We start from the raw sequence: 12,479 nt of genomic DNA, 5'->3' as shown, positions 1-12,479 counted from the left end.
AAAAAGGGACTGAAAACACAACAACGATAATTTAAGTGGAGGTGGAAGTCGTGCGCACAAAAATCACACTGGCATGTACTGAATGTAAACAGCGTAACTACAACATGACCAAGGATAAGAAGACTCATCCGGACAGAATGGAAACCAAGAAGTATTGCCGATTCTGTAAGAGCCATACAATGCACAAAGAAACGAAGTAATTAGTTTAGGAGGCAGTTTATGGGAGATACAGTGAACAACGAGGGAGTTCAGAAAAAAAGCTTTTTTAAAGGCATAAAGTCTGAGTTCACCAAAATCGTTTGGCCTGACAAAGAAACCGTAACGAAACAAACAATCGCTGTTATGTCATCTGCGGTTGCTCTAGGACTGATTATTGCGATTCTTGATCTGATCATCAAGTTTGGTCTCAGTTTTATCTTATAATTCGTAAGGGTTAAGGTGAGTTTATGTCAGAAGCAAATTGGTATGTAGTCCATACCTATTCAGGTTATGAAAACAAAGTAAAAGTTGACATTGAAAAAACAATCGAAAACAGAAACTTGCAGGATCAGATTCTGGAAGTATCGGTTCCTCTTGAATCCGTCATCGAACTGAAGAATGGCGTGGAGAAAAAGGCCGATAAAAAGATGTTCCCCGGTTATGTTCTGATACACATGTTCATGAATGATGATACATGGTATGTTGTACGTAATACCCGTGGTGTGACAGGCTTTGTAGGTCCTGGATCAAAACCGGTTCCTCTGACAGAAGATGAGATGCAAAAGCTTGGATTCAAGAATGAAGAAGTCATTGTTGGCTTTGAAGTGGGAGATACCGTTGTGGTAACTTCCGGTGCATGGAAGGATACTGTTGGTGCTATCAAGTCCATCAACGAAAGTAAGAAAACCATCACCATTAACGTTGAGATGTTCGGCCGGGAGACTCCGGTAGAACTGAACTTCAGCGAGATAAAGAAGATGTAACAAGTAAAAGCGGCTTATACCGTTGTATAGGCTCGTGGGAGGGAAATCCCCGACAATACCACATTTATTTAGGAGGTGCCTAATTATGGCAAAGAAAGTAACGGGATATATCAAATTGCAGATTCCAGCAGGAAAAGCTACACCAGCTCCTCCTGTAGGTCCGGCACTTGGACAGCATGGTGTAAACATCGTACAGTTTACAAAAGAGTTCAATGCAAGAACAGCTGACCAGGGAGATTTAATCATTCCGGTTGTTATTACTGTTTATGCGGACAGAAGCTTCAGCTTCATAACCAAAACTCCGCCAGCTGCTGTATTACTGAAGAAAGCCTGCAAGCTTAAATCAGGATCTGCAGTTCCAAACAAGACAAAAGTAGCTACCATTTCCAAGGCTGAGTTACAGAAGATTGCTGAACTTAAGATGCCAGATTTAAATGCTGCATCTGTTGAAGCAGCTATGAGCATGATCGCTGGTACCGCAAGAAGTATGGGTATCACAGTAGAGGCTTAAGCTTCTTAATCAAAGCCAAGTATAGCGCCGGCAGAGTTTCGTAACTCATGCCGTTCGGTGAGCCGTAAGGCAAATCGGACTTCCTTTATCTTGGATGGCGATGTTTTGTAACGTGGGAGGGAAAATCCCCGACAATACCACTAGGAGGTTATTTAGAATGAAAAGAGGAAAAAGATACGCAGAGGCAGCTAAGGCAGTAGATCGTGCTGTTCTCTACGATGCACCAGTAGCAATCTCTTTAGTTAAGACGAATGCAAGTGCTAAATTTGATGAAACCATTGAAGCTCATATCAGAACCGGTTGTGACGGACGTCACGCAGACCAGCAGATCCGTGGTGCCGTAGTACTTCCTCACGGTACAGGTAAAACTGTTCGCATCTTAGTTTTCGCTAAGGGTCCTAAGGCTGATGAAGCACAGGCTGCAGGAGCAGACTACGTTGGAGCAGAGGAATTAATTCCGAAGATCCAGAACGAAGGCTGGTTGGATTTTGATGTAGTTGTTGCTACTCCAGACATGATGGGTGTAGTTGGTCGTTTAGGACGTGTCCTTGGACCTAAAGGCTTAATGCCAAACCCAAAAGCTGGTACAGTTACCATGGATGTAACAAAAGCAATCAATGATATCAAAGCTGGTAAGGTTGAGTATAGACTTGATAAAACAAATATTATCCACGTGCCAGTTGGAAAAGCTTCTTTTACAGAAGAGCAGTTAGCGGACAACTTCCAGACGCTTGTTGATGCAATCGTTAAAGCAAAACCAAGTACAGTTAAAGGTGCTTATTTAAAGAGCGTTACCCTTGCTTCCACCATGGGACCTGGCGTAAAGCTGAATGTAGCAAAGTTAATGAACTAATTTTGCTTTGTGGTTGACATGTATTATAGATAATGTTATACTATTTTAGTATTAACTGCCGAAGACAGCAGGTGCCGCAAGGCATAAGGTGATAACGCCTGCCGAGGAATGTACAAGAATCATTTTTTGTAAATGAATTGTAAACCTCTCTGTCCATTTGGCGGAGAGGTTTTTCTTTGGTATATTTTTCTAAGTGAGGTCATGCGTAAGCGTTGACTGAATTTGGGAAAATAGCCGTTCAGTTAGCCCTCTGGGCTAATCGGACTTCCTTTGCAGTTTATACGAACAGGCTTTTGCAGGTAACTGCAGGGCTTAGACTAAACAGGAGGTAAACCATAATGGCAAAAGTTGAATTAAAACAGCCAGTAGTAAGCGAGATTAAGGAATTACTGGAAGGCGCTGAGACTGCAGTAGTTGTAGACTACCGTGGTATCACAGTTGCTCAGGATACAGAACTTCGTAAGAAATTAAGAGAGGCTGGAATTTCTTACAAGGTATATAAAAATACCATGATCCGTTTCGCTGCTAAGGGAACAGATTTTGAAGCACTGGGTCCAGTTCTGGAAGGACCTACAGCAATCGCTGTATCCAAGACAGATGCGACAGCACCAGCAAGAATTCTGGCTGAATTCGCAAAGAAAGCTCCAGCTCTTGAAATCAAGGGCGGCGTTGTAGAAGGCGTATTCTATGATGCAAAAGCTATGGAGAAGATCTCCAATATTCCTTCCAGAGAAATTCTTCTTGGAAAGTTACTGGGAAGCATCCAGTCTCCTATTACAAACTTTGCACGTGTTCTCAAGCAGATTGCAGACGGACAGGGCGCAGAAGCATAATTTTCTTAATGAAAGCAGGCGTAACGCAGCTTGAATTTAGAAAATTAGCTGTTCAGTGAGCCAAAGGCGAGCTGAACTTCCATTAAAAAAATCAAACATATTAATTACGGAGGTATATTATCATGGCAAAGTTAACAACAGCTGAATTTATCGAAGCAATCAAAGAATTATCTGTATTAGAATTAAACGAATTAGTAAAGGCATGTGAGGAAGAATTTGGTGTATCTGCAGCAGCAGGCGTAGTAGTTGCAGCAGCAGGCCCAGCAGCTGAAGCAGAAGAGAAGACTGAATTCGACGTAGAATTAACAGAAGTTGGTCCTAACAAGGTTAAAGTTATCAAAGTTGTTCGTGAAGCTACTGGCTTAGGCTTAAAAGAAGCGAAAGACGTAGTTGATGGAGCTCCTAAGGTATTAAAGGCTGGCGCTTCCAAAGAAGAAGCAGAGCAGGTTAAAGCTGCTTTAGAAGCAGAAGGCGCAAAAGTTACTTTAAAGTAATAAAATTTTCGTCTATGACTGAACAGGGTTCGTACCTCCTTAAACAGGGAACGGATCCTGTTTTTAATATTGGGGAATATTAGTTTTGTCTTGACATTTTTGCGTTTTCGGGGTAGAATGTACGTGTAATATCGAATGGAGTTATGATTTCACATATTTTTGTAAGTCATTATTTTCGGATGATGGTTTACAAAAATATGTGATTTTTTGTTTCATCGATATATCAAATTATTTTTTATTTATTATAGGAGGTACACGTTATGAACAACGGTACAGTAAAATGGTTTAATGGTGCTAAGGGATATGGTTTCATCGTTAATGATGCAACAGGCGAGGAAGTATTCGTACACTTCTCCGGAATCGTTTCTGATGGTTACAAGACTCTTGAAGAGGGCCAGAAGGTAACTTATGAAACAACAGAAGGAAATCGCGGTCTGCAGGCAGTTAATGTTTGCATGGCTTAATTAAATCTTTAGCTGAAATAAGCCTTTTAGGGCTGTCCCCATTTTTATGGCAGGGCAGCCCTTTTTGCATGAGCAAAACTATTTTGTTCTTTATAGAATCTTTATATCTGATCCCATATCCCCACTATCATTTTTATGAGTATATTTTGTAAAATAGGGTTGAAAATGAGTATGAACTGACAGAAGGGAAGGACGACCTTATATGCTATTTCAAAAAATGAAGACAATTATGATTGTTGGAGCCGGCGAGTTCGGTATCGGACTGGCCAACCGGCTTTCGACACGTAATACAAGAATGATAGTGATAGATTTGACAGAGGAATCATTTCACAGACTGCCCGGAGTATTTGCCGGTGAGCAGGTGCTGGGAGACGGAACGGATGCAGAGCTGTTAAGAAAAGCAGGCATCAGTCAGGCACAGATTTTTGTTGCGGCCACTGGTGACGATAATGTAAATTTGCTGGCAGCCCAGATTGCAGGAAGAATATTTCATGTACCGGAAGTATTTTTAAGATTAAACGATAAAAGCAAGGAGAAGCTGATTCGGGAGTATAATATGAAACCAATCTATCCATTTGCTCTATCAGCTGATGAATTTGACCGCCTTACAGAGAAATTATATGAGGAGGTATCTGCATCATGAAAATTGGAATAGCGGGTGGGAGAGAGGAATCGGATTACCTGATTGGACTTCTTATGAAAGACAAACACAGGTTGATTGTAATAAATGACGACAGAGCATATTGCGAACATCTTGCTGCTGAGTATGATAAAGTGTCCATCGTTTACGGTAATCCTGGAAGCGAAGAAGTATTAAATGACGCAGGCATCAAAGGAGCAGAAGTAATGATTGCATTAAGCGGTAAAGATGCAGATAACCTGGAGATATGCCAGTTGGCAAAACAGATGTTTTCTGTGAGGAAAACAGTCTGCATGGTAAAGAATCCTGGAAATGTGGAGATTTTTAAGGAGCTTGGAATTGATCAGGTCATCAGCCCGGTTCATATGCTGGCACAGTATCTCACACAGTCATCATGATGGAGGATTGAAGAATTACCCGGTTTGTGCTATGTTAGAAGAAATAAAACGGGAAGGAAGCAGCTGATCATTCATGGAGATGAAAAAAAGGATCTTTACTGGATTCCAAAAACTAAGAAATTTCGGAAAGATAGCGGTTATCTGGGTATTGTCTACATTGCTTGCCATTGTTTTAAGCCATATAGGCGTAAGGGCTGAAAATCTGCTTTTGATTTATGTGGTAGGTGTCATTCTTTGCAGCGTGGAGACCAGAAGTATGCTTTGGAGTATTTCATCTTCCATTGTGTTTGTTTTCACGTTTAATTTTCTTTTAACCTCACCCAGATTTACTTTCCAGGTGGATGACCCCAACTATATTATCTCTTTGCTGATCTTTATTATTGTTGCATTTATTGCGGCATCATTAACCGATAAGCTGCAAAAGCAAATGAATCTGGACCGGGAACGGGCGGAGATTCTGCTTAAACTAAATACCATAGGAAGTGGTTTCTTAAATCTTTCCGGGCGGCAGGCAGTTATTTCCTACAGTAGGAAGAGCCTTCAAAATCTGACGGGGAAAAAAACGGAACTGTTACTCAAAATGAAAGATGAGAGATTCTCCGACCAGGCAGCTGAGTGGTGCTTTCGAAATTCCGCAGTGTGCGGCTATGGAGAAGTCCAGTTTGGGGATAGTTCCTGCCTCTATGTACCGGTCTGCAGTCTGAGTAAGACGTATGGTGTAATTATCTTCTGGTGCAGCAATGGAGGGCTTACAAAAGAGGAGCGTATGTATGTGGAAATGGTTATTTCACAGATTACTCTTGTGCTGGAACGGGAACAGCTGAATGAGGAAAAAGAGGAGTCAGGACTTCAAATTGAACGGGAAAGACTTAAAAGTACATTACTGAGAAGCATTTCCCATGATTTAAGAACTCCCCTGACCGGAATTGCAGGCAACTCCAATTTCCTTTATGAGAATTACGATCTGGTAGATGAAGAAAGTGCCAAAAGCATGCTGCTTGATATCAGTACAGAATCGGAGTGGCTTAATTCCATGGTTGAGAATCTGCTAAACATGACCAGAATTCAGGAAGGAAAACTGGAAATACGAAAGAAAAGAGAAGTAGTGGATGATTTGATATCGGGTGCAGCCGCACTGGTTTCCAAACGACTGGGAGATCACACATTAAAGACAGCAACACCACCAGAGATAGAACTAATAAGTGTAGATGCAAGACTATTTACCCAGGTACTGGTAAATCTGATTGATAACGGAATTCGCCATTCAGGAGATAATACGGTTATTACCGTATCTGCAGGAGCGGAGGGCGGGAATATGGTATTTACGGTAAGTGACAATGGAACAGGTATTCCAGAGGATAAGCTGGATCATATTTTTGACAGCTTTTTTACAGCCGCTTACCGGGAAGGAGACCGTCAGAGGGGAGCTGGTCTTGGGCTTGCTATATGTAAGGCAATTATAGAGGCTCATGGCGGAAAAATTTTAATTCACCAGAGCCCCAAAAAAGGCGCAGCTTTTCGAATTGAGATGCCTATGGAGGAGACCTATGATCAATGATATCAGCGTTCTTGTGATCGAGGATGACAAGAGCATTCAGAATTTCATCAGAATTACCCTGAAAAGCAAGGGATACAACTCTGTCTTTGCAGATGATGGTCTTACTGGGATTTCTTACTTTTATGCCAATAACCCGGACATTATACTTCTGGATCTTGGTCTGCCGGATATTGACGGTATGGAGGTTTTATCCCAGATCAGGAAAGAGTCTGATATTCCCATTATAGTCGTATCTGCACGAGGGATGGAGCAGGAAAAAGTAGCTGCTCTTGATGAGGGGGCAGATGATTATCTGACCAAACCTTTTCATGCCGGAGAACTGCTGGCCCGTATCCGCGTGGCATTAAGGCACAAAAGCGGTATGATAAAACAGGAAGCAGCTTTTGAACTGGATGGGTTTTTTATGGATTTTGAAAAGAGAAGGCTAATTGTCAGAGGGGAAGAGGTTCACGTTACTCCCATTGAATATAAAATGCTGAAACTGCTGGTTTTAAATGCTGGAAAGGTTTTAACCCACCATTTTATTCAGAATGAGATCTGGGGATACGATACAAATGATGATTATCAGTCCATACGTGTTTTTATGGCAAACATCAGAAGAAAAATTGAAGAGGACTCTGCCAATCCCCGGTTCATTATAACTGAGGTGGGAGTGGGATACCGGTTTACTGAAAATTAATACAGGCAGGAATCAGAAATAATACAGGGTTTTTCTGATTTCTGCCTGTTTTTGTTCTGTAAAATAATTAAAAGTGGGATTATGTATTAGTTTTAGTCGGATCAGATAATAAGGAGTCGGCATAGAGATGTTTGATTGTGTCAATTGTTTGTGGAATACCAAGCTTGCTGATGTTAAACAGAATCTGATGGGATTCAATACTTCCCCAGCCCTGGTCTGTATATGTTTCGTAATACTGTTTGCGGCGGTGATCCATCTTTTTAATGGAAGTTTCTGCTTCTTTTTTTGAGATGTTGTAGCGCTTCATAATGCGTTCTGTGCGGTCTTTTAGTGATGCGTAGACAAATATGTTCATGCACTGGGGATATTCCCGTAAAACATAGTCTGCGCACCTTCCTACGAATATACACGGCCCTTTTTGTGCCAGGCTTTCTATGATTTTACTTTGTGTCTCGAATGTGCTGTCATTTAATGGTACTCTTCTTGGGGCAAAACCGTTATAACGGTAGGAAGAAAGAAATGAGTTAAATACAGATTCGTCGACTGCTTCCACCGTTATTTCTGACAAACCCAGTTTATCCGCTGCCATCTCCACCAGATCCCGGTCATACATGGGAATCCCCAGTTCCTCAGATAATCGGAAGGCGATTTCGTGCCCTCCACTTCCAAACTGTCTGCCGATTGCAATGATCTTGTGCTCCATTTAAATCCGCTCCTTCCACTTAGGGATTGTACACAATATTTAAATATATATTACTAATAACATAATTATAACGCATTTTAGAGGGAAAAGATAGAAAAAAACAGAAATATTCTGGTTGTATTTTCGCTTCAAAGCCCATAGATTGATTAATAAAAGCAGAAAGCCGGCTTGAAAGTTTATGAAAATCAGATGGAAATTGGCCTGTCTGTTGGCGGTCATTGTACTTGATATCGTCTTTGCAGGGGCGTTGTTTTTTAATTATAGTGAGGCGAAAAATACGTTGTTTCTGCCAGCAGATGCCGGAGGAGAAGCAAAGGAGGAAGTTCGGGAACAATTTTCCGGCAGTAAGCAGATTGCACTGACGTTTGATGACGGACCGCATTCTGTTTATACGCCCCTGCTTTTAGATGGCCTTCGTAAACGGGGTGTCCATGCTACCTTTTTTCTGTTGGGAGAAAACGTAAAGGGTAAGGAAGCAATTGTAAAGCAGATGCAGGAAGACGGGCATCTGATCGGAAACCATGGATACAGTCATGTACAGATGAGCAGAGAGGCTGTAGCCAATGCCTGTGAACAGATTGAAGAAAATAATCGCCAGATCGAAGCGATTACTGGAGTCAGACCCCAGTACCTCCGGCCGCCATATGGGTCGTGGAACGAGGAACTGGAGTGCACAACCAATATGACAGTGGTATTGTGGGATGTGGATACGTTCGATACAGTTAGACAATGGAGAATCAAGTAAGGAGATCTAAAAAATGTTAGGTCTCTTTTTTAGACCTATTATGGAATGTACAAAAGGAATATTTAATCTGCTTCACTCCATTATGATAGAAGTATATGGAGGTGATACTATTTCTGCTGAAAATAAATCTGAATTAACATTGATACCTGATGCGGTTACTGGGTAAGGGGAGATCTGTTTATTCTTACTGGTAGTTGAACTGGAGGAGCAATAAAGGAAGTTAATTTTCTTACTGACTTTGGATGCTTTGCAAGTAAAGAAAATTAGCAGGTGAATTTAAAAAGAAATTAAATGAAACGATACAAAGATTCACTCCATATGTGTGCGGATATGCAGCTAATCTTCCTGGAGCCAATTTTAGTATAAATGCGTTGACGTCAAAAGTTCAAGATCTGCTGTTAAATTTTAGTGAATACAAACAATCAATTACTGGATAGAAATCTCTCAAGGATATCTAATGCTGAAGATTTCAATGGTGAAAAGACTATTAAGTTAAATATTGCAAATATAATAAATAGGAAGATACTCTGTGAGTAATTATTTGAGTACTGTGAAAATGCTTTATTTATGCTACTTAGTGTTAATTCTGTAGGATTATTATAAGCTATTACAAGTATTATAAATCCGATTATACCGATACTTAGATTAAAGATGCTATAAATAAAACGATTAAAGGATTTTGTTATTTTCTTTAAACCTGACTCCAAAAAAAACATACAGACAAGATATATGGAAAATGAAATTACGCACAATAATATTCCTTTTGTAATAATAACTATGCAAAATAATAGGATAAACAGTAACAACACAAAAATAAAGATAAATGATGTTAATATTGAAAGAATAGTATCTTCAATAATATTAGTATATATCATATATATTAATGCAATAAAAAATGCAAATATTAGTATTACTGAATTAAGACTATTGGGCATAACTCCAATATTTAATGAATATAGTCCTATGTTTAAATACTGCAATGTTAGCAAAAATAATAAACTTCGTAAACGGAATTTATATTTTAATTTCTCTATTTCAAAAAGTAATGCATACGTTGGTCCAATATACATAAGTGTATATATTATAAGCATAATATTTTCCTTCCATTATAATATTTCTTATAATTATAAATGGTGCGATTAATAAAGTAAACTGCTAAACTAATCAAAAGTACAGCTTGTAAGATTATTAGGTAAAAAAATTGATAAAATTCAATATTTAAAAAAGCTAAATAGATTTACGATAATTTATTTGAAAAATATTGGTTTTTAAGAAGAAAAGAGATAAAATATAAAAAGAAGCTTGAAAGTTGATTATTAAACAGACATATAAGGGGAGGATAACTTGAGATGGAAGCAGTAAAACAAATTATCACATTTTTAGATAAACACAGTGGGTCACTTACAGTATTAATTACCGTAGTTTATGTTGTTGCAACAATACTTATTTGCCGCGCTAATTACAAAGCTGCAAATGCATCTCAAAGGCAAGTTGATGAAATGCAACAACAATATAGGAAATCTAACCGCCCATATATAACTTGTGAATATATACTGAAAAACCGGCTGTTCTGTGGTATTAGTATATGTAATCACGGAAATATGGTTGCAAAAGATTTGACATTTTCTATACGCCAAGAATTTGTAGATTCACTACATCCGAACCGTTTTTTCGATTTCGGGAAACTGAACAATTCACATTATAGACTTGTTGGTATCGGTCAAAAGTTTGATTTCTTTTTTTCAGACGTAAATCATAAGCCCAGTGTACCGTTTGAGATGACTATTCAATACCAAAGTGAAACAGATAACTTCTCCGAAAGCTTTTGTTTGGATTTAAGCAAGCAACTCCCGGTATATTCTGTTGAGGAAATGGAAGAAAAATCCTTAGAAATATCAAAAAAACAACAAGAGTGTTTAAATATAATTGCTGATAGTCTACAATTAATAGCAAATAATTATTACCAAAATTCTATGGATACCAAAACCACCTCCTACTATACAAATGAAGAAATTGATTGAAAAGAGGATTATTGAATATATTCTACACTATCACTTATTTAGATTAAATTATACTTGAGTTGCCTGGCCAAGTGTATCGAATATAGATACGTTGCACAGAGATGTAAAATATAGAAATGATTAAAAGAGACCTAACATATTTAATGTAAATAAATATTGGCAATTGAAAAAAAGGTACAATATAGATATAATGAAAAATATCTAATTAAAAACGGCAGGTAATATAGGTATGGGGAACAAACGAATAGAGGGGGATTTCTCTCCCGTTGAAATACGAGGATATACTTTAAGGTCAATGCAAACATACTCTGATTATACAGTTATCGCTATGAATGAATCGCATAAAGTCATAGCAGTTGGGAAAGAAGTATACCAATATGCCAATGATTTTGAACGTGCTGGTATGGGTAAGATTTTTGTTTATTCCACTTTTAAGAGAAATGTGGTTGCAGAATTTTTAGAGACTGTCACAGTAGTGAAATGGATTTTTAAAAATATTCTTCCAGGAATAAAATATAAAATATTTAAACCAACTATGGCTGTATGTATCCCTTTTGACTTAACAGCGGTAGAATTAAAAGCATTTCAAGATGTGTTCTATGCGGCTGGAGGACGGAAGGTTACTATCTTTAAACTGGAGTTTGAGGATAATAAAAGAGAATTAGCAAAGAACTACGATATTGTTATAGGTATTATTCCCAATCAGCTTTAGTATAAAAATTTCTCTGTAAAAAACACCTCCAAACTGATAATTCTATTTTGTATCAATCTGGAGGTTTACTCGATCGCTGGGATATTCTCCATATCCAGTTAGTTAATTAATATATTTTCTCCATTCATCATTTTTTTCATTACATGTTTTAAAAATTCAGAGTAAATTTGTCTGGCAAGCCCTATTTTATTACTGGTATAATAATTTTTATCTAACCAGCCCCGCTCCAGCCAATAATTATATTCCACATTTTTCTTCTGTGCTGATTTGATGGCTTTACACTGCATCGCCCGGAACATTGCCAGTTGATATAAAGAGGGTTGACCTTCTTTTTTGTTTTTGCATATTTTATTTACCAGTTTGTCAATTTTACTCTGCACAATCATTTTATATTTCTCATCAGTTGAAAGTGAAGATCCACAGACGCCTACCACACCTGCAATATCAAATCCCCAGCCGATTGCCGCCATTTTCATATAGCTCAGTGTTCCTTTTAAACCAGAACCTCCTGTGGAAGAAAGAAGAATTGCTTTTTTGCCAAAAAAACGTGGTCTATGAAACAGAAAGGAAAAATTATCATAAAAATTCTTCATTAATGCAGTAACGTGCTGCTCGTAAACAGGACAGGCAAAAATCACCATATCGCTGTCTGCCATTTTTTCAAGTAACAAACCGGTAACCTGATTATGGGGGCAATACTGTTCTCCTTTTGTATAACATAAGAGACAGCTTTTACAAAATCCTAAATCTAAGTCTTTGAGAAATATATAGTCTACCTGCGTTTCGCTGATTCTGTTAAAGCTGTTTTCTATCATTTTAATAGTTTTGAAACAATCACCGTTTTTTCTGGGGCTTCCAATAATTGCTGTAATTTTCATGATTTTTCCTCCAAAATATTCTTTGCAA

At 38.4% G+C, this 12,479-nt stretch carries 17 protein-coding genes and 1 other annotated feature; of the genes, 15 read left to right on the top strand and 2 right to left on the bottom strand.

Translation table 11 applies throughout. The features are described 5' to 3' along the window. Positions 1-50: 50 nt before the first annotated feature. The 12 genes from rpmG (at position 51) to ABS301_RS18975 (ending at position 7,392) form a co-directional block, all read left to right on the top strand. Positions 51-200 carry a 50S ribosomal protein L33 gene (gene rpmG, locus ABS301_RS19030; protein ID WP_013271142.1) on the top strand — a complete coding sequence of 50 codons (150 nt, stop codon included), beginning with the start codon at positions 51-53 and terminating at the stop codon, positions 198-200. A 19-nt stretch (positions 201-219) separates the two neighbouring features. Continuing rightward, positions 220-423 (top strand): preprotein translocase subunit SecE, encoded by a 204-nt coding sequence (gene secE / locus ABS301_RS19025; protein ID WP_349673710.1) that lies wholly within the window; start codon positions 220-222, stop codon positions 421-423. 23 nt (positions 424-446) lie between these two features. After that, the gene (gene nusG, locus ABS301_RS19020) at positions 447-962 is read left to right on the top strand and encodes a transcription termination/antitermination protein NusG (RefSeq protein ID WP_104439195.1); all 516 of its coding nucleotides are present in this window, start codon (positions 447-449) and stop codon (positions 960-962) included. 85 nt (positions 963-1,047) lie between these two features. After that, positions 1,048-1,473 (top strand): 50S ribosomal protein L11, encoded by a 426-nt coding sequence (rplK, locus tag ABS301_RS19015; protein WP_097002672.1) that lies wholly within the window; start codon positions 1,048-1,050, stop codon positions 1,471-1,473. Between the two features lie 157 nt (positions 1,474-1,630). Then, a complete protein-coding gene (gene rplA / locus ABS301_RS19010) occupies positions 1,631-2,326 on the top strand; it encodes a 50S ribosomal protein L1 (RefSeq protein WP_349673709.1) in 696 nt (231 codons plus the stop codon). Positions 2,327-2,366: 40 nt separating this feature from the next. Further along, positions 2,367-2,510 (top strand) — a sequence feature (ribosomal protein L10 leader region). Positions 2,511-2,664: 154 nt separating this feature from the next. Next, the gene (gene rplJ / locus ABS301_RS19005) at positions 2,665-3,159 is read left to right on the top strand and encodes a 50S ribosomal protein L10 (protein ID WP_277405759.1); all 495 of its coding nucleotides are present in this window, start codon (positions 2,665-2,667) and stop codon (positions 3,157-3,159) included. Positions 3,160-3,281: 122 nt separating this feature from the next. After that, positions 3,282-3,653 (top strand): 50S ribosomal protein L7/L12, encoded by a 372-nt coding sequence (gene rplL, locus ABS301_RS19000; RefSeq protein ID WP_349667489.1) that lies wholly within the window; start codon positions 3,282-3,284, stop codon positions 3,651-3,653. Positions 3,654-3,913: 260 nt separating this feature from the next. Next, entirely contained in the window at positions 3,914-4,117 is a 204-nt protein-coding gene (locus ABS301_RS18995; RefSeq protein WP_158377501.1) for a cold-shock protein, read from the top strand. 202 nt (positions 4,118-4,319) lie between these two features. Then, positions 4,320-4,760, top strand: coding sequence for a potassium channel family protein (locus ABS301_RS18990; RefSeq protein ID WP_349673708.1), 441 nt, complete (start codon positions 4,320-4,322; stop codon positions 4,758-4,760). Continuing rightward, positions 4,757-5,155: a potassium channel family protein gene (locus ABS301_RS18985; RefSeq protein WP_349673707.1), complete on the top strand. Its 399-nt coding sequence runs from the start codon at positions 4,757-4,759 to the stop codon at positions 5,153-5,155. The genes ABS301_RS18990 and ABS301_RS18985 overlap by 4 nt, the downstream gene beginning before the upstream one ends. A gap of 73 nt (positions 5,156-5,228) precedes the next feature. After that, entirely contained in the window at positions 5,229-6,713 is a 1,485-nt protein-coding gene (locus ABS301_RS18980) for a sensor histidine kinase (RefSeq protein ID WP_349673706.1), read from the top strand. Next, the gene (locus tag ABS301_RS18975) at positions 6,703-7,392 is read left to right on the top strand and encodes a response regulator (RefSeq protein WP_502877982.1); all 690 of its coding nucleotides are present in this window, start codon (positions 6,703-6,705) and stop codon (positions 7,390-7,392) included. Before ABS301_RS18980 ends, ABS301_RS18975 begins: the two co-directional genes overlap by 11 nt. Positions 7,393-7,471: 79 nt before the next feature. On the opposite strand, the gene ABS301_RS18970 is transcribed toward ABS301_RS18975, so the two are convergent. Continuing rightward, positions 7,472-8,095, bottom strand: a complete 624-nt coding sequence (locus ABS301_RS18970) for a cytidylate kinase-like family protein (protein WP_349673705.1) — start codon at positions 8,093-8,095, stop codon at positions 7,472-7,474. 178 nt (positions 8,096-8,273) lie between these two features. Here ABS301_RS18970 and ABS301_RS18965 point away from each other — a divergent pair, with 178 nt between their 5' ends. From ABS301_RS18965 to ABS301_RS18955, 3 genes are all read left to right on the top strand, one after another. Further along, the gene (locus ABS301_RS18965) at positions 8,274-8,840 is read left to right on the top strand and encodes a polysaccharide deacetylase family protein (protein ID WP_349673704.1); all 567 of its coding nucleotides are present in this window, start codon (positions 8,274-8,276) and stop codon (positions 8,838-8,840) included. A gap of 1,349 nt (positions 8,841-10,189) precedes the next feature. Then, positions 10,190-10,861 carry a DUF8453 domain-containing protein gene (locus ABS301_RS18960; protein ID WP_349673703.1) on the top strand — a complete coding sequence of 224 codons (672 nt, stop codon included), beginning with the start codon at positions 10,190-10,192 and terminating at the stop codon, positions 10,859-10,861. Positions 10,862-11,090: 229 nt separating this feature from the next. Beyond that, the gene (locus tag ABS301_RS18955; RefSeq protein WP_349673702.1) at positions 11,091-11,573 is read left to right on the top strand and encodes a rod shape-determining protein; all 483 of its coding nucleotides are present in this window, start codon (positions 11,091-11,093) and stop codon (positions 11,571-11,573) included. 98 nt (positions 11,574-11,671) lie between these two features. Here ABS301_RS18955 and ABS301_RS18950 read toward each other — a convergent pair whose 3' ends face one another. Further along, the gene (locus ABS301_RS18950; RefSeq protein ID WP_349673701.1) at positions 11,672-12,451 is read right to left on the bottom strand and encodes an NAD(P)H-dependent oxidoreductase; all 780 of its coding nucleotides are present in this window, start codon (positions 12,449-12,451) and stop codon (positions 11,672-11,674) included. Between the last annotated feature and the right edge of the window lie 28 nt (positions 12,452-12,479).

The organism is Lacrimispora sp. (assembly GCF_031982545.1).
In the GTDB taxonomy this organism is placed as follows: domain Bacteria; phylum Bacillota; class Clostridia; order Lachnospirales; family Lachnospiraceae; genus Lacrimispora.
The sequence above is the reverse complement of the archived record's forward strand: the minus strand, read 5'-3'. Positions and strand labels throughout refer to the sequence as shown.